General features: G+C 59.9%; 14 protein-coding genes. 8 read left to right on the top strand and 6 right to left on the bottom strand.

Translation table 11 applies throughout. From position 1 onward, the window contains the following. The first annotated feature begins 3 nt into the window (after window positions 1-3). Window positions 4-1449 carry an MORN repeat-containing protein gene (locus ACR3EP_RS17110; protein WP_170551526.1) on the top strand — a complete coding sequence of 482 codons (1446 nt, stop codon included), beginning with the start codon at window positions 4-6 and terminating at the stop codon, window positions 1447-1449. 4 nt (window positions 1450-1453) lie between these two features. Here ACR3EP_RS17110 and ACR3EP_RS17105 read toward each other — a convergent pair whose 3' ends face one another. Next, entirely contained in the window at window positions 1454-2119 is a 666-nt protein-coding gene (locus ACR3EP_RS17105; RefSeq protein WP_480638754.1) for an SDR family NAD(P)-dependent oxidoreductase, read from the bottom strand. A gap of 291 nt (window positions 2120-2410) precedes the next feature. On the opposite strand from ACR3EP_RS17105, the gene ACR3EP_RS17100 reads away from it, so the two are divergent. Continuing rightward, a complete protein-coding gene (locus ACR3EP_RS17100) occupies window positions 2411-3979 on the top strand; it encodes a 2-isopropylmalate synthase (protein WP_170377680.1) in 1569 nt (522 codons plus the stop codon). Between the two features lie 164 nt (window positions 3980-4143). Here the strand turns inward: ACR3EP_RS17100 and ACR3EP_RS17095 are convergent, their stop codons facing one another. Further along, window positions 4144-4929 carry a 23S rRNA (adenine(2030)-N(6))-methyltransferase RlmJ gene (locus tag ACR3EP_RS17095; RefSeq protein ID WP_170350562.1) on the bottom strand — a complete coding sequence of 262 codons (786 nt, stop codon included), beginning with the start codon at window positions 4927-4929 and terminating at the stop codon, window positions 4144-4146. 154 nt (window positions 4930-5083) lie between these two features. Here ACR3EP_RS17095 and ACR3EP_RS17090 point away from each other — a divergent pair, with 154 nt between their 5' ends. The 6 genes from ACR3EP_RS17090 to ACR3EP_RS17065 are packed head-to-tail and all read left to right on the top strand — an operon-like array spanning window position 5084 to window position 11648. Continuing rightward, window positions 5084-6130: a rod shape-determining protein gene (locus tag ACR3EP_RS17090; protein ID WP_008756832.1), complete on the top strand. Its 1047-nt coding sequence runs from the start codon at window positions 5084-5086 to the stop codon at window positions 6128-6130. A 56-nt stretch (window positions 6131-6186) separates the two neighbouring features. Further along, entirely contained in the window at window positions 6187-7089 is a 903-nt protein-coding gene (gene mreC / locus ACR3EP_RS17085) for a rod shape-determining protein MreC (protein WP_170350563.1), read from the top strand. Beyond that, window positions 7082-7618: a rod shape-determining protein MreD gene (locus ACR3EP_RS17080; RefSeq protein WP_480638753.1), complete on the top strand. Its 537-nt coding sequence runs from the start codon at window positions 7082-7084 to the stop codon at window positions 7616-7618. Before mreC ends, ACR3EP_RS17080 begins: the two co-directional genes overlap by 8 nt. Next, entirely contained in the window at window positions 7615-9564 is a 1950-nt protein-coding gene (mrdA, locus tag ACR3EP_RS17075; protein ID WP_480638752.1) for a penicillin-binding protein 2, read from the top strand. The genes ACR3EP_RS17080 and mrdA overlap by 4 nt, the downstream gene beginning before the upstream one ends. Continuing rightward, on the top strand, window positions 9561-10700 hold the full coding sequence (gene rodA, locus ACR3EP_RS17070; RefSeq protein ID WP_170350566.1) for a rod shape-determining protein RodA: 1140 nt from the start codon (window positions 9561-9563) through the stop codon (window positions 10698-10700). Before mrdA ends, rodA begins: the two co-directional genes overlap by 4 nt. Window positions 10701-10715: 15 nt before the next feature. Then, window positions 10716-11648 carry a 2-hydroxyacid dehydrogenase gene (locus ACR3EP_RS17065; protein ID WP_480638751.1) on the top strand — a complete coding sequence of 311 codons (933 nt, stop codon included), beginning with the start codon at window positions 10716-10718 and terminating at the stop codon, window positions 11646-11648. On the opposite strand, the gene ACR3EP_RS17060 is transcribed toward ACR3EP_RS17065, so the two are convergent. The 4 genes from ACR3EP_RS17060 to coaBC form a co-directional block, all read right to left on the bottom strand. Beyond that, complete coding sequence (locus ACR3EP_RS17060; RefSeq protein ID WP_480638750.1) at window positions 11645-13660, bottom strand: M3 family metallopeptidase; 2016 nt, start codon at window positions 13658-13660, stop codon at window positions 11645-11647. The genes ACR3EP_RS17065 and ACR3EP_RS17060 overlap by 4 nt on opposite strands. A gap of 198 nt (window positions 13661-13858) precedes the next feature. Continuing rightward, on the bottom strand, window positions 13859-14908 hold the full coding sequence (locus tag ACR3EP_RS17055; RefSeq protein WP_480638749.1) for a HesA/MoeB/ThiF family protein: 1050 nt from the start codon (window positions 14906-14908) through the stop codon (window positions 13859-13861). Then, on the bottom strand, window positions 14908-15363 hold the full coding sequence (dut, locus tag ACR3EP_RS17050) for a dUTP diphosphatase (RefSeq protein ID WP_425081650.1): 456 nt from the start codon (window positions 15361-15363) through the stop codon (window positions 14908-14910). Before dut ends, ACR3EP_RS17055 begins: the two co-directional genes overlap by 1 nt. Before the next feature lie 15 nt (window positions 15364-15378). Continuing rightward, entirely contained in the window at window positions 15379-16575 is a 1197-nt protein-coding gene (gene coaBC / locus ACR3EP_RS17045; RefSeq protein WP_480638748.1) for a bifunctional phosphopantothenoylcysteine decarboxylase/phosphopantothenate--cysteine ligase CoaBC, read from the bottom strand. Between the last annotated feature and the right edge of the window lie 48 nt (window positions 16576-16623).

The raw sequence follows: 16623 nt of genomic DNA, 5'->3' as shown, positions 1-16623 counted from the left end.
ATTATGAACGCTTTTCGCATTTCCATTGCCGCATCAGCAATCGCTCTGATCGCTGCAGGTGCCGCCGCGCAGAACGGTCAGGTAATCACCACAGACGATGAAGTTGGCGGCGTCTATGAAGGCACGTTCGAAAACGGCCTGCGCCACGGGACCGGCACGTATCGCCTGCCTAACGGATTCGAATATAGCGGCGAATGGGCCGAGGGTGAGATTCAGGGCAAAGGGATTGCCCGTTATGTCAACGGCTCGATCTACGAAGGCATGTTTGTAAAAGGGCAACCCGAAGGGCGCGGCAAGATCATCTATGCCGACGGCGGCAGCTATGATGGTGAATGGGCCGACGGGTCGCTCAATGGCGCTGGCATCGCGATCTATGCCAATGGCGCGCGCTACGAGGGCAATTTCAAAAACGCGCGTTATCACGGCAAGGGCGTGATGACGGACCCCAGCGGCTTTAGCTATGACGGGGACTGGGTTGATGGTGTCAAACAGGGCAGTGGCAAGATTACCTATGCCGAAGGCGGTATCTACGAGGGCGAAATCAAGGATGGTCAGCGCCACGGTCAAGGCAGCCTGACCCTGCCCGACGGGATGACTTACGTCGGCGATTGGGTCGAAGACCGCATAACAGGCTCCGGACGCATGACCCTTGTCAACGGTGACGTCTACGAAGGCGAACTGATCGAGGGTCGGCGGCAAGGCAAGGGCAAGATGATTTATGCCAATGGCGACGTCTACGAAGGCGACTATGCCAACGATCTGCGCCATGGTCAGGGGGCCTATACCGGCACTGACGGATTTGCATACACCGGCGAATGGACCGACGGGCTGCTTGAGGGTTTAGGTGAGATGACCTATCCGGATGGCTCGGTCCATGTCGGCGATTTCAAGGCTGATCTGGCCGAGGGCAAGGGCCTGATCACCTACCCCGACGGCTCGACCTATGATGGCGATTGGATCGCTGGCGTGATTGAAGGTCAGGGTATTTCCACCTATCCCAACGGCACGGTCTACAAGGGACAGTTCAAAAACGCCAAACCGAGTGGCAAGGGCATTCTGACTTCTGCTGACGGGTCCAGCTATGACGGGGATTGGGCCGATGGTCTGCGTCAGGGCAAGGGCTTGTCCACGTATCCCGATGGCACCACCTATTCCGGCGAGTTCAACGCAGGCAAACGCCACGGGCAAGGTGAAATCGTCATGGCCAACGGGTTCAGCTATTCTGGCCAATGGACCGAAGGCAAGATCACCGGTGACGGGATCGCCACATACCCAAGCGGCGATGTTTACGAGGGCAGCTTTGTCGACGCCAAACGGCACGGCAACGGCACAGTGCGCTATGCCAACGGCGAAGAGGAAACCGGTGTCTGGGAAAACGGCGCATTGGCGACATCGAACAGCACAACCCCTGAGACGGATACAACAGACACCACCGATTCGGACGGCTGAACCATCACCACGGCACGGGGTCTCCGGCCGAATCGAAAAACCCTCCAGTTTCGGCTGGGGTTAAATGCGCCATCACGGTCAACAGGTTCTCGGCGGCTTCATCCGGTGCAACAGCGGGATGACGTCCCAGGTATTTTCGGGTGAATTCAGTTTTCACGGTGCCGGGATGCAGGGCAACGCAGATCGCTTGCTGGTGGGTACGATGCAGTTCGATCGCCCCCGTATGTACGATCTGGTTCACCGCGGCTTTCGCTGCGCGATAGCTGACCCAACCGCCCAGCCTATTGTCCCCGATGGACCCGACGCGTGCCGATAGCACAGCAAAAATCGCCCGGCGATCCCGCGGCAGCAGGCGTGATGCATGGCCCAGAATCAGCGCAGGTCCGACAGCGTTCAACGCAAACTGGTCCATCATTGTCTGTACTGTGACCGCACGCATTGTCTTTTCCGGGGCCGCCCCGTTGATCTCTAAAGCGCCCGAGGCGACGAGGATCAAATCGAAGGGGCCGGATAACTTGCCCAATACGCTCTCAATACCGGCGGGATCGGTTAAATCAAACCCGTCCGTAGACCGCGACAAGGTGGTCACCGCCGCGCCCTGCCGCCTCAGGCGGTGACATACCGCCTGACCGATTCCTCCTGACGCGCCTATGATCAACGCTGTTTTCATCACTAACCACCTAGACGTCCTGTTACGCGGATCAATACGCCACTCTTGAAAGAAAGCCCTGCAACAGCAGTTAAGGCGCAAATGGGTCTTTTCATTCTGGGCGGGCTCTGTATAAAATCCGCCCCATGATCAACCGCGCAGATATCCCTTTTGCCGACACCGCCCTGCGCGGTGCGTCTCTGCGTGGCCTACTGATCCTAATCCGCCTCTGAGCGTGCCATCCGGCGCGCCCGCTCAGAGGAGGACGCCCGCGCGCCATAGGCTTTAGGACAGAAGAAGAAAGAGAATCCCATGACCAACGTGACCGACCAAGACCGCGTCTTGATCTTTGACACCACTTTGCGCGACGGCGAGCAAAGCCCCGGCGCAACCATGACCCATGACGAAAAGCTGGAAATCGCAGAATTGCTGGATGAAATGGGCGTCGACATCATCGAGGCCGGTTTCCCCATCGCATCCGAGGGCGATTTCAAAGCGGTATCCGAGATCGCCGAGCGTTCCAAAAACAGCCGCATCTGCGGCCTGGCGCGTGCCAATTTCGCGGATATCGACCGCTGTTGGGAAGCCGTCAAGCACGCCGGGAAGAACCGAATTCACACGTTTATCGGCACCTCACCACTGCACCGCGCCATTCCGAACCTGACACAGGACGAAATGGCCGAGAAAATCCACGAGACTGTCAGCCACGCGCGCAACCTGTGTGAAAACGTGCAATGGTCGCCGATGGATGCAACGCGGACCGAGTGGGATTATCTGTGCCGCGTGATCGAGATTGCGATCAAGGCCGGCGCCACGACGATCAATATCCCAGACACTGTGGGCTATACGGCCCCGATGGAATCGGCTGACCTGATCAAGCGCCTGATCGAGACGGTGCCGGGTGCAGATGAGGTGGTATTTGCCACCCACTGCCACAACGATCTTGGCATGGCGACGGCGAACTCGCTTGCCGCTGTCGCGGGCGGGGCACGTCAGATTGAATGCACGATCAACGGCCTTGGCGAACGCGCTGGCAATACGGCGTTGGAAGAGGTCGTTATGGCGCTGCGCACCCGCAACGACATTATGCCGTGGAACACCGGCATTGATACGACCAAGATCATGCATATCTCGCGACGCGTTGCGACGGTGTCGGGCTTCAACGTGCAGTTCAACAAGGCCATCGTTGGCAAGAACGCCTTTGCCCATGAAAGCGGTATCCACCAGGATGGCATGCTGAAGAACCGCGAAAACTTTGAGATCATGCGCCCCGAAGATATCGGCCTCTCGGGCACGTCCTTGCCTTTGGGAAAACACTCGGGCCGTGCGGCGTTGCGCGACAAGCTGGAAACGCTGGGCTATGAGGTTGGTGACAACCAGCTCAAGGATATCTTCGTGCGGTTCAAGGATTTGGCTGACCGCAAGAAAGAGGTGTTTGACGACGATCTTATCGCATTGATGACGCTGGATGACGAAGACGATCATCTGCAATTGGTGTCGATGAAGGTGACCTGCGGCACTGGCGGACAGGCGGAGTCGACGGTCGAGTTGGAAGTGGACGGCAAGGATACGATCGCAACCGAACACGGCGACGGCCCGGTGGATGCGACCTTCAAGGCAATCCGCGCGATCTTTCCGAACAAAGCCCATCTTCAGCTGTATCAGGTGCATGCAGTAACAGCGGGCACCGATGCCCAGGCCACGGTGTCAGTCCGTCTGGAAGAAGACGGCATGATCGCAACGGGTCAATCGGCCAACACGGATACGGTTGTGGCTTCGGCCAAAGCCTATCTTCACGCCTTGAACCGCCTGATCGTACGCCGTGAAAAAACCGGCCCCGGTGCCGACGCACGCGAGATCAGCTACAAAGACCTGACCTAGGGGCAATGGCTCCCGCACCCGCGGCGGCCCGGCTTCGCCGAACCTTCTTGGGTTTTGGGCCCGGCAGCGCGCCAAAGGCGCGCTGCCGGGCCCAACTCGGTTGGCTGCATCTTTGATGCGGGCAAGCGAGGCGGGAGCATTCTGGAATTGACTGTAGACTGTGTTCAGAGCGCCTTGAACAACTTGGTCAACCGGGCGGCTTCGTTTTCCAGACCGAATGGTGCATTGACGATAAACATACCTGAACCGACCATGCGGTGCCCTTCTCGCACCGGGTCAAACCGAACCTCGTGGCAAAACGCCTTAGGTAGATTCTGCGCCTTCAGCGCCGAAACCATGGCCCGGTGACGGTCATCCGTTAGAAGCGGATACCACAGGGCAATGACGCCAACATTCCACTTGCGATGCAGTTTGGCGATGATGCCGGGCAGACGATCATATTCCGATTTCACCTCGTAGCTTGGGTCGATCAGCAACATCCCTCGCCGCGGCGTCGGCGGCAGCAGGGATTGCGCCAGTTCGTACCCGTCCTGTTGGTACACTTTGGCTCCATAGGGTGACATCGCCATAGCCAAAGCCGCGTGTTCCTGCGGGTGTAGCTCCGCAAAGTGCAAACTGTCCTGATCGCGCAGCAAACTGGCCGCGATCATCGGAGAACCGGGATAGGCCACGCTCCCCTGTCGCTGCTGAACCGCCGCAATTGCCCGGCTCAGTGGATGATCCGCATCGAACCAGTCGGCCTTTTGGGCTCGCCCGATACCCGCCGCCGCCTCGCCCGTGCGCAGTGCCTCAACCGCATCCAGCTTATACAGCCCCCGTCCAGAGTGGGTTTCAAGGTATGTCAGCGGCTTGTCTTTGCGGGTCAAATAATTCAGCACCCATGCCAATAATGCGTGCTTTTGCACATCAGCCAGATTCCCGGCGTGGTAAATGTGTTGATAAGAGAGCATATTGCCTTCTAAAGTCCCTCTCAATAAGGCGGAAAGGTGCTGATTGTCGCGGAATCAGCCCTTTAACCGGGCGTATTGACACCCTATAAGTCATCCGTCCCGGAACCGTCGAGTCGCGGGCAGTAGAAAACCGACATACAGGATCAGGGGAATCATGGGGATCTTTGGCAATCTAGGCGGCCTGTTCACAGCGGACATGGCCATCGACCTTGGGACAGCGAACACGCTGGTTTATGTCAAAGGACGCGGCGTGATCCTGTCGGAACCGTCCGTTGTCGCCTACCACGTGAAAGACGGTGTGAAAAAAGTGCTGGCCGTGGGCGAGGATGCCAAGCTGATGTTGGGCCGGACGCCGGGTTCGATTGAAGCCATCCGCCCGATGCGTGAAGGCGTCATTGCCGATTTCGACACCGCCGAAGAGATGATCAAACATTTCATCCGCAAGGTGCATAAGCGCTCGACCTTTTCGAAACCCAAAATCATCGTCTGCGTTCCACACGGCGCAACTCCGGTTGAAAAGCGTGCGATCCGTCAGTCGGTTCTGTCCGCAGGTGCGCGTCGCGCCGGATTGATTGCGGAACCTATTGCTGCCGCGATCGGTGCTGGCATGCCAATTACTGACCCGACCGGCAACATGGTCGTTGATATCGGCGGCGGCACCACCGAGGTGGCCGTTCTGTCGCTGGGCGACATCGTCTATGCCCGTTCAGTCCGTGTGGGCGGAGACCGGATGGATGAAGCCATCATCTCGTATCTGCGTCGCCAGCAGAACCTGCTGGTGGGTGAATCGACCGCCGAGCGGATCAAGACCACCATTGGCACCGCCCGTATGCCCGATGACGGCCGCGGTCAGTCGATGCATATCCGTGGCCGCGACCTGCTGAACGGCGTGCCGAAGGAAATCGAAATCAGCCAGGCGCAAGTGGCCGAGGCATTGTCAGAGCCAGTTCAGGCGATCTGCGAAGCCGTCATGACCGCGCTGGAAACTACTCCGCCCGATCTGGCTGCGGACATCGTGGACCGAGGCGTCATGCTGACCGGAGGTGGCGCGCTGCTGGGCGACCTGGATCTGGCCCTGCGCGAACAAACCGGGCTGGCCGTGTCGATTGCTGATGAAAGCCTGAATTGTGTGGCTTTGGGCACCGGCAAGGCGTTGGAATATGAAAAACAGCTGCGCCACGCGATTGACTACGAAAGCTAAGGCGCGCACCCTTTAAGGGACAACACTCGGGCAAGAGCAGCACGGGAAGGTAACCTGTGGCAAAGGACCGATCACAGCGCGACGAATACACCACCCCCCTGCGCCGTTTGCTGTTGGGGATTGTGGTGCTGTGCCTGCTTGCCATCTTTCTGGTCTGGCGGATCGACAGCCCGCGCGTGGAACGGTTCCGCGCGCAGGTCGTGGACCGGGTGGTGCCCTCGATGGAGTGGGCAATGGTCCCGGTCACCGCCGTGGTCAACCTGGCCCGCGATTTCCAAAGTTACCAACGCCTGAGCGAACAGAACCAGGAGCTGCGCAGCGAGCTGCGCCTGATGCGCGCCTGGAAAGAAGCAGCACTTCAGCTTGAACAGGAAAACGCCCGGCTGTTGGATTTGAACAACGTGCGTCTCGATCCCCGTCTGACCTATATCACCGGGGTCGTGATGGCCGATAGCGGGTCACCCTTCCGGCAGTCGGTTCTGCTGAATGTGGGGGAACGCGACGGTATCACCGATGGCTGGGCCACAATGGATGGGATTGGTGTGGTCGGGCGCATTTCCGGCGTGGGGCCGGACACGGCACGGGTGATCCTGATGACTGATGCCTCCAGCGCGATCCCTGCCACAATCCAACCCTCTGGCCAGACCGCCCTGATCACCGGCGACAACACGTCCGCACCGGCGGTCGAGTTTCTGGAGAACCGAGAGCTGGTCCGCCCCGGCGACCGGGTCGTAACCTCGGGCGATGGTGGCGTGTTTCCCGGCGGTTTGCTGATCGGTCAGATCACTGCTGATCCCGGCGGTCGCCTGCGGGTGCGCCTGTCAGCTGATTTTGAACGGCTCGAATTTCTGCGGGTGCTGCGCTATCAATCAGCGCCTCAGATCCGCGATACGGGTGATATCGTCGGTCCACGAAACCCCGAGGCCGCCCTGACCCCGTCCGAGGTCGGCGATGGATAACGCAACCTCACAGCTTTGGTCCAAGCGTGGGCTGTATCTTATACTGGCCGCCCTTGTGCTATTTCTGCACTTGCTGCCACTGGACACGAAACCGGACCGCTGGCCATTTCCCGACTTTTTGATCGCACTGACTTTTGCCTGGGTATTGCGGCGGCCCGAATTTGTACCGACCCTGCTGATCGCCTTCGTCATGCTGATGGCTGATCTGTTGTTACAACGCCCGCCCGGCTTGTTGGCCGCGCTCGTAGTGTTGGGCTCGGCTTATCTGCGCTCGGCTGCATTTGGAATGCGGGATTCAGGTTTTGTTAGCGAATGGTCCACCGTTGCGGTGGCGATCACGGGAGTTTTCATGCTGAACCGTGTCATTCTTGCTATTGTGTCTGTACAACAAGCGGCATTGGGGCCTGTAGTGATACAAGTGGTTCTGACAATTGCGGTTTATCCTTTGATCGTTCTGCTTAGCCAGAACGCGCTTGGCGTGCGGCGCGCAACCGTGGCCAATACCAATGCCGTGGGGGCACGGGGATGAAACAGCGCAAACCCAAAGCCCCGAGCCTTGCCTATAAACGCCTGCCTCGTCGAGCATTGCTTTTGGGTGGGTTACAAGCCGCCTTCATCGGCGGGCTCGCCGCCCGGATGCGCTATATGCAGGTGGATCAGGCCGATGAATACCGCCTGCTGGCCGAGGAAAACCGGATCAATATCCGCCTGATCCCGCCAACCCGTGGACGGATCTACGACCGGAACGGCGAGATCATCGGCCAGAACTCGCCCTCATACCGTATCGTCATGGTGCGCGAAGATGCCGGTGACGTCGATCAGGTTATCGCCAAGCTTTCAGAGCTGATCCCCCTGACGGCAGATGAGATTGAACGCGCCAAGACCGAAATGCGCCGCTCGGCCCCGTTCCTGCCGGTCACGCTGGCCGATCAGGTCACGTGGGAGGATATCTCGAAGGTTGCCGTCAACGCACCCGCCTTGCCCGGTGTGATCCCCGAAGTGGGACAGACAAGGCAGTACCCGCGCTATGAGGATTTTGCCCATGTCGTCGGCTATGTCGGCCCGGTCAGCGATTATGACTTGAGCCAGATCGAAGACCCTGAGCCGGTCCTACGAATTCCGCGGTTCCAGATCGGCAAGGTCGGGCTAGAGGCCAAGCAAGAGATTGCCCTGCGCGGCAAAGCCGGGGCGAAACGGGTCGAGGTCAACGCCACTGGCCGCGTGATGCGTGAACTGGACCGGCAAGAAGGTGAGACCGGGGCCGATCTGCAGCTTTCTGTCGATGCAGATCTGCAGCAATACGCGCAGGCACGTCTGGCCGGGGAAAGTGCCGCCGCCGTGGTGATCGATTGCGAGACCGGCGATATCCGTGCCATCAGTTCAGCCCCCAGTTTTGATCCGAACCTGTTCGTGCGCGGTATCTCCGTCGGCGACTACCGGACACTGACACAGGACAATTACCGCCCGCTGGCCAACAAGACGGTTCAGGGCACCTATCCGCCGGGCTCGACCTTCAAGATGATCACCGCCATGGCCGCGCTTGAGGCCGGGGTGATCGGGCCATCGAACACAGTCTACTGCCCCGGTCACCTGAAGGTGGGCAGCCGCCGCTTTCACTGCTGGAAACGCGGTGGGCATGGGACCGTTGATCTCAATCTATCGCTGAAACGCAGCTGCGATGTCTATTACTATGACGTAGCTCTGCGCACCGGCATCGACAATATATCAGAGATGGCCCGCATCTTCGGACTGGGCGTCAAGCACGATATCCCGATGTCGGCCGTAGCTGCCGGACTGGCCCCGAACCAAGAATGGAAAGAACGTGTTCACGGTGAAAGCTGGTTGGTTGGTGACACCGCAAACGCGTCTATTGGTCAGGGCTTCATGCTGGCCTCCCCCCTGCAACTTGCCGTGATGACAGCGCGAATTGCGACAGGGCGTGCGGTCAAGCCGCGTTTGGTGCGGTCCGTGAACGGGATTGAGCAGCCTTCCGGCGCTGGTGAGCCGCTGGCCGTCAATCCGAACAATCTGGAACGGATCCGCAAGGCCATGTTCTCGGTTTCGAATGAACGAGGCGGCACCGCCTATCGCAGCCGTATCATCGCGGATGACCTGCGCATGGCGGGTAAAACCGGCACCAGCCAAGTGCGCAACATCACCAAGGCGGAGCGCGCAGCCGGTGTGATCCGCAACGAAGACCTGCCATGGGAACGCCGCGACCACGCGCTGTTTGTTAGCTTTGCGCCTTATGACAATCCGAAATACGCCATAGCCGTGGTGGTGGAACATGGCGGCGGTGGGTCCAAGGCAGCGGCCCCGGTCGCACGGGACATCATGTTGCAAGCGCTCTACAACGGCACACCTCCGCTTGAAGCTTATCCGGCTGGCGACCGCGACCGCATCAAGGAACAGCAAAAACGGCTTGAGGGCGATCGCCGCCCCAAAGCGCGTCCCTCCGAGAAGGACCGCGCATGAGCTATCTTGAATATGCCGTCAAATCCACACCGTCGGGGTTCCGCAAATTCCTGTATATGAACTGGCCACTGACCCTGTTGCTGATCAGCACGGCAAGTGCCGGATTCCTGATGCTGTATTCGGTTGCGGGGGGATCGTGGATGCCCTGGGCGGAACCGCAGATGGAACGCTTTGGGCTGGGTCTGACAGCGATGTTCATCATCGCGCTGGTACCGATCTGGTTCTGGCGAAACATGTCTGTCGTGGCCTATCTCGGGTCAATCGTATTGCTTGTTTTCGTTGAGCTTTTTGGCACCATCGGCATGGGCGCGCAGCGCTGGATCGACCTGGGATTCATGCGACTGCAGCCGTCCGAGGTTATGAAAGTTGCGCTGGTTATGGTTTTGGCCGCCTATTACGACTGGCTACCGTCTCATAAAACGTCACGCCCGCTGTGGGTGCTGATCCCGGTGGCGTTGATCCTGATCCCCACGTTCATGGTTCTGAAACAGCCCGATCTGGGCACCTCAATCCTGCTGTTGGCGGCAGGTGGCGGGCTGATGTTTTTGGCTGGAGTCCACTGGGCCTATTTCGCCGCCGTCATCGCCGCTGTGGTCGGCCTGATTGCCACCGTGTTCAACAGCCGCGGGACCGAGTGGCAGTTGCTCAAGGATTATCAGTTCCGACGGATCGACACGTTTCTGGACCCGTCTACCGATCCGCTGGGCGCAGGGTATCACATCACCCAGTCCAAGATCGCTTTGGGATCGGGGGGATGGAACGGGCGCGGGTTCATGCAGGGTACGCAGTCGCGTCTGAACTTTTTACCCGAAAAACATACCGACTTCATCTTTACCACGCTGGCCGAAGAGTTCGGCTTTGTCGGTGGCATCACCCTACTGACTCTGTATGGCCTGATCCTGGTGTTCTGCCTAATCACCGCGCTCTCGACAAAAGATCGATTCTCATCACTGGTGACGCTGGGCATCGCGCTGAATTTCTTCCTGTTCTTTGCTGTCAACATGTCGATGGTGATGGGTCTTGCCCCGGTGGTGGGAGTGCCGTTGCCGATGGTCAGCTATGGCGGTTCCGCCATGCTGGTTCTGATGGCCGCCTTCGGCATCGTCCAAAGCGCCCATATCCACCGCCCCCGCTGATCCGAAAGGCCCCTTATGCCCGTGAACGTCCTGTTTTCCGCGCGCCCAGCCCAATGGCCGATCTATAAGCCTCTATTGACCAAAGGCCTGACCGAGGCCGGGGTAAACTTTCACCTGGCCACCGAGTTTGAACCGGATCAAGTCGACTATATTGTCTATGCCCCAAGCGGTGGGTTACTGGATTTCACCCCATACACCCGGCTGAAGGCTGTGCTTAGCCTGTGGGCCGGGGTAGAAAAAATCGCGGGGAATGCGACCCTGACCGTGCCGCTGGCGCGGATGGTGGATCACGGCCTGACGCAGGGTATGATCGAATGGGTGGTGGGCCACGTGCTGCGCCATCACCTCGGCATGGATCGGCACATCACCGTGCAGGATGGTGTCTGGACCCCTGCACCACCCCCGCTGGCAACCGGACGTCAGGTCTGTGTTCTGGGCCTTGGCGCGTTGGGCGAAGCGGCGGCGCGTGCGCTGTCGGCGCTGAATTTCGATGTCACCGGCTGGAGCCGCACAGCCAAGGATATCCCCGGTATCACCTGCCTGCATGGTCCCGACGGGCTGCGCAAAGCCTTGTCGCGGGCCGAGATCGTGGTTTTGCTGCTGCCTGACACTCCCGCCACCGTGAATATATTGAACGCCGACACTCTGGCCCTGCTGCCAAAGGGTGCTTGCATTATCAATCCCGGTCGGGGACCGTTGATCGACGACGATGCCCTGCTGGCGGCACTGAATGCGGGTCAGGTTGGCCACGCGACGCTGGACGTGTTTCGGGTTGAGCCCCTGCCTGCAGATCACCCCTATTGGGCGCATCCGAACGTGACGGTGACCCCGCATATCGCCTCGGAAACCCGACCCGAAACAGCAGCGCAGGTGATCTGCGAGAACATCCGCAGAGGTGAGGAAGGCAAACCCTTCCTGCACCTCGTTGATCGGTCTCTGGGGTACTAGGCCGCGATCAGGCCGCGCCCTTTCAGCAAGGCCTCAACCCCCGGCAACCGACCGCGGAAGGCAAGGTACAGCTCTTCGGCCTCGCGTGAGCCGCCGGTGGACAGGATATTTTCTTCCAATGCTTTGGCGCGTTCGGGGTCAAAGGCCCCTCCGGCCTCTTCAAACGCGGCAAAGGCATCGGCGTCCATGACCTCGGACCACATATAGCTATAATAGCCCGCGCTATAGCTATCGCCCGCAAAGACGTGAGCGAAATGCGGTGTGGCGTGGCGCATCCCAATGGCTTGCGGCATACCGATACTGTCCAGAACCTCAGCCTGTTTCGCCATCGGATCAGCCGGGGCATCGCCATCGTGGAACGCCAGATCGACCAGCGCCGAGGCGACATATTCCACCGTCTGAAACCCCTGATCGAAATTGGCGGCCTTGAGCACTTTTTCTAGCATCTCCTGTGGCATCGCTTCGCCGGTTTCGGCGTGGGTGGCAAATTCGGCCAGAACCTCGGGCACTTCCAGCCAGTGTTCATATAGCTGGCTGGGCAACTCTACAAAGTCCCGCGCCACGCTGGTGCCCGAAATGCTTTCATAGGTCACATCGGACAGCATCTGATGCAGCGCGTGACCGAACTCGTGGAATAGGGTCCGGGCATCGTCGTAAGACAACAACGCAGGATCGCCCTTGGCAAAGTTGCAGACGTTGATCACGACCGGCGCCTGCACTTTGGGGAACTTGGCCTGCGACCGCATCGCACTGCACCACGCCCCTGACCGTTTAGACCCCCGTGCGAAGTAGTCGCCTATGAATACGGCTATATGTTGCCCGTTGCGCGTGACTTCCCACGCGCGGCAATCGGAGTGATAAAGCGGCACATCCAACGGTGCGAATTCAAGCCCGAACAGGCGGTTTGCGCAGGCAAAGGCAGCCTCGATCATCCGATCCAACTGCAGGTAAGGCTTCAACGCGGCCTCATCCAGATCATGCTCGGCCTTGCGGCGTTTCTCGGCATAATAACGCCAGTCCCACGCTTCCAGCGGGCCGTTGACGCCGTCCTCCTGCATCATCTGCGTCAGGATTTCAGCATCGGCATCGGCGCGTGACTTGGCGGGACCCCAAACTTGCATCAGCAGGTCGCGCACCTTGTCAGGCGTGCGGGCCATTTCAGTTTCCAGCTTGAAACCGGCGAAGCTGTCATAGCCCAGCAGCTTGGCGCGTTCTTCGCGCAGTTGCAGGATTTCAGCTGAGATATTGCGATTGTCGGTCTCACCGCCATTGGCACCACGCACCGCCCAGGCCCGATAGGCCTTTTCCCGCAGGTCGCGCCGGGGCGAGAATTGCAAGAACGGCACAATCAGCGAGCGCGACAGGGTGACCACCGGACCCTTTACTCCCTTTTCCTGCCCCGCAGCGCGGGCGGTATCCACCAGGAATGCAGGCAACCCCTCAAGATCGTTTTCGGATAGCTCCATGTACCAATCACGTTCGTCGGCCAGAAGGTTTTGCGTGAAAGACGTTCCCAACGAGGCCAGCCGTGCCTTGATGTCCTGCATCCGAGCGTCCTTTTCGCCCTCTAGCGCCGCACCCGCACGGACAAAACCGCGATGGGTCAGCATGAGAACGCGGGCCTGTTCATCCGTCAGGTTCAGATCCTCCTTGCGAGACCACAGATCGGCCAGCCGTTGAAAAAGAGCCTTATTCGAAGAAATACCCGAGAAATGCGCCGCAAGTTTGGGCGAGAAGTCTCGTTGCAGCTCCTCTCGTGCCGGGTTGCTGTCTGCCCCTGCGACCGTGAAAAAGACCGACAACACCTTGTCCATCTGCTCTCCAGCAGCTTCCAGCGCTTCGACCGTATTGGCAAAGGTGGGCGCATCGGGGTTGTCGGCAATCGCGTCGATCTCGGCGTTATGCGCCTGCATGGCCTGCTCGAGCGCGGGGGCGAAATTGTCGTCTGAGATTGCGTTGAACGGAGCGATTTCAAACGGCGTGGTCCAGTTGGACAGGATCGGGTTGGTCATGCAAATCTCCTTTGCTGGTCAAGCTAGGGAGGCGGGCTGGAATGGTCCAGAGGTGGCGTATCAAATTCCGCGACAATCCAGTTTCGCGCGCCAGAAGCAGGGTGCGGTTTCAGGGGCTCCCGCCCCCGCAGCGCGCATCAAAGATGCGCCTTGGCGGCGTTGGGCCGGACCGCGCGCTGACGCGCGCAGCGGTTGCATCTAGTTTTTGGAACCTGCGCAAATGGGGCAATCTTCCCGACGTGATAGGGTGATTTTGCGACTTTCACCAAATAGCGCGTCGTAGATCAACATCTCACCGCGCAGAGCTTGCCCAGCCCCGGTGATTACCTTGATCGCCTCAACCGCCATCATTGAGCCTACCACGCCGGGCAACGGGCCAATCACACCAGCCTCGGCGCAGGAGGGGGCCAGACCGGGGGCCGGAGCCTGGGGGAAGATACATTGATAGCAGGGCGCACCATTGGCCGGGTCGAAGACGCTGAGCTGGCCTTCCCATTGTGACAGCGCGCCCGAGATCAGCGGCTTGCCCAGCGCGACAGCAGTGCGGTTTGCCAGATAGCGGGTGTCAAAGTTATCGGTGCCATCAAGGATCAGGTCAAAATCGGCAAACAGTTCAGTGGCGATTTCATCCGTCAGGCGTCGGTGATATGGCAGAACAACCACATTGGGGTTCTGCGCCAGCATCGCCTGTTGCGCCGAAAAGACCTTGGGCATGCCGATATCTGCGTCGCGATGGATAACCTGCCGTTGCAGATTGGCGTTTTCAACCTCGTCATCATCAATTACGCCGATAGTCCCCACCCCGGCGGCAGCCAGATATTGCAACGCAGGTGACCCAAGACCGCCAGCACCGATGACCAGAACCCGCGCCTGTTTCATCTTTTTCTGTCCCGGCCCGCCCAGCTCACGCAGGACGATATGGCGGGCATAGCGCTCAAGTTCGGTCTCAGAAAACTGGTCAGATGGCATTGCGGGCTCCTTGGCTGAGGCTGGCGCGGCGCGGTTTCGCAACGCTTTCAGAACACGTCCGTAAACCAGTACCAGCAGCACCGTACCCGCCAGTATCAGCCACATCGCCGCAGAACCGCCGGTCGCCTGACGCAACGGATGGCCATCAGGAAGCAGCAATTGAGCCGTAATCACACCCAGAAGCAGCACGGCCACCGAAGTCGTGCGGGCCGTTCTCGATACACCAGCCAGATAACCGATGCCCCACAGACCAGCCGCTAGAATCCCGACCAGAAGCATCAGCCGCGCCCGGTCGAGCCGAAACCACCCGCCCCGCGCGCCGTGTCGCTGAGCATATCAACCGCTTCGAACGCGGCTTGCACGACCGGGGCTACGACCAGTTGCGCGATGCGTTCGCCATGGGTGATCTCGAACGCCTCTTGACCTGCGTTCAGGACGATCACACCCAATGGACCGCGATAGTCGCTGTCGATTGTACCGGGCGCATTGGGCAGGGTGATCCCGTGTTTCAGAGCCAGACCCGAGCGGGGGCGCACCTGAACTTCGAACCCCTGCGGAATTTCGATCCTTAGACCAGTGGGCACCAGGGCGCGTTGGCCCGGTTCAAGCGTGATTGACGCACCGCCGGGCAGGTTTGCCCGCACATCTGCACCAGCCGCCCCCGCGGTTTCATAAGACGGCAAGGGTACTGAGGGGTCAGCGCCCTGTTCGCGGATCACACGAATTGCAACCATCACTGTTCCTCTTGTCTAGCTCGTCAAAGCGTCGGCGATCCTGGTCGCCAAACGCTCGGCCACTGCGCCTTTGCCCATGCGCGGCCATTCCTCGGCCCCGTCATCCGAGATCAGGATCACCGCATTCTCGGACCCGCCCATGATCCCAGTTGCCGGGCTGACATCATTGGCCACGATCCAGTCACAGCCCTTACGCCCCCGTTTGGCGGTGGCATGTTCGATCACATTGTCCGTCTCGGCGGCAAATCCCACAACCAGCGCCGGGCGACCGGTTTTCATATGCGATACGCGTTTTAGGATGTCGGGATTTTCGGCAAACTCCAGCGCTGGCATCCCATCGCGGCTTTTCTTCAGCTTTTTGTCCGAAGCGCTGGCGACCCGCCAATCCGCGACAGCTGCAGCGAACACGCCTGCATCCACCGGCAGCTCGGCATCTACGGCGTCCGACATTTGCTGCGCGGTTTCGACCTGCACGACCTGCACCCCTGGGGGCGGCGGAACATCCGCTGGGCCGGTGACAAAGACCACGTCAGCGCCCAGTGCAGCAAGCGCCCGGGCCACCGCCGTACCCTGCGCCCCAGACGAGCGATTGGCGATATAACGCACCGGGTCAATCGGTTCATGCGTCGGCCCCGAGGTCACAAGCACGCGCTTACCGCTAAGCGGGCCCTGACCCAGTTTCGCCTCAATCGCTGCGACGATCTCAAGCGTTTCGGACATACGGCCGGGGCCGTATTCGCCGCAAGCCATATCACCCTCGTTCGGGCCGACAAAACGGACGCCGTCGGCCTGTAATTGCTTCAAATTGCGCTGCGTCGCCGGATGGTCCCACATGCGCACATTCATCGCAGGGGCACACAGAACCGGCGTGTCGGTGGCCATCAACAGGGTCGAGGCCAGATCGTTCGCCAGCCCGGCAGCCATCTTTCCCATCAAATCCGCCGTCGCGGGGGCCACAACGATCAAATCCGCCGAGCGCGACAATTGGATATGCCCCATCTCGGCCTCATCTGTTAGATCGAACAGATCGCGATAGGCTTTCTCTCCGGCCAGAGCCGCCACGGACAGGGGTGTCACGAATTCCTCAGCCGCGCGCGTCAACACGGGCGTCACGGCCGCGCCGCGCTCTTGCAAGCGCCGGATCAGGTCCAGCGACTTATAGGCCGCGATCCCACCGCCGATAATCAGCAGAATGCGTTTCGATGCCAGCATGTTGAGCCCTTCCTGTCCCGGTCGGCCCCGACATTAGGCAAGGGGGCC

It is taken from the genome of Ruegeria sp. BB10 (assembly GCF_056535725.1).
The sequence above is the reverse complement of the archived record's forward strand: the minus strand, read 5'-3'. Positions and strand labels throughout refer to the sequence as shown.

Excerpts from the sequence above, each read along its gene's own strand:
- dut (WP_425081650.1), bottom strand. The coding sequence starts at position 15,363 with ATGGTTGCAATTCGTGTGATCCGCGAACAGGGCGCTGACCCCTCAGTA.
- ACR3EP_RS17090 (WP_008756832.1), top strand. The coding sequence starts at position 5,084 with ATGGGGATCTTTGGCAATCTAGGCGGCCTGTTCACAGCGGACATGGCC.
- coaBC (WP_480638748.1), bottom strand. The coding sequence starts at position 16,575 with ATGCTGGCATCGAAACGCATTCTGCTGATTATCGGCGGTGGGATCGCG.
- ACR3EP_RS17060 (WP_480638750.1), bottom strand. The coding sequence starts at position 13,660 with ATGACCAACCCGATCCTGTCCAACTGGACCACGCCGTTTGAAATCGCT.
- ACR3EP_RS17100 (WP_170377680.1), top strand. The coding sequence starts at position 2,411 with ATGACCAACGTGACCGACCAAGACCGCGTCTTGATCTTTGACACCACT.
- ACR3EP_RS17110 (WP_170551526.1), top strand. The coding sequence starts at position 4 with ATGAACGCTTTTCGCATTTCCATTGCCGCATCAGCAATCGCTCTGATC.
- ACR3EP_RS17095 (WP_170350562.1), bottom strand. The coding sequence starts at position 4,929 with ATGCTCTCTTATCAACACATTTACCACGCCGGGAATCTGGCTGATGTG.
- ACR3EP_RS17065 (WP_480638751.1), top strand. The coding sequence starts at position 10,716 with ATGCCCGTGAACGTCCTGTTTTCCGCGCGCCCAGCCCAATGGCCGATC.
- mrdA (WP_480638752.1), top strand. The coding sequence starts at position 7,615 with ATGAAACAGCGCAAACCCAAAGCCCCGAGCCTTGCCTATAAACGCCTG.
- ACR3EP_RS17105 (WP_480638754.1), bottom strand. The coding sequence starts at position 2,119 with ATGAAAACAGCGTTGATCATAGGCGCGTCAGGAGGAATCGGTCAGGCG.
- ACR3EP_RS17055 (WP_480638749.1), bottom strand. The coding sequence starts at position 14,908 with ATGCTTCTGGTCGGGATTCTAGCGGCTGGTCTGTGGGGCATCGGTTAT.
- ACR3EP_RS17080 (WP_480638753.1), top strand. The coding sequence starts at position 7,082 with ATGGATAACGCAACCTCACAGCTTTGGTCCAAGCGTGGGCTGTATCTT.
- rodA (WP_170350566.1), top strand. The coding sequence starts at position 9,561 with ATGAGCTATCTTGAATATGCCGTCAAATCCACACCGTCGGGGTTCCGC.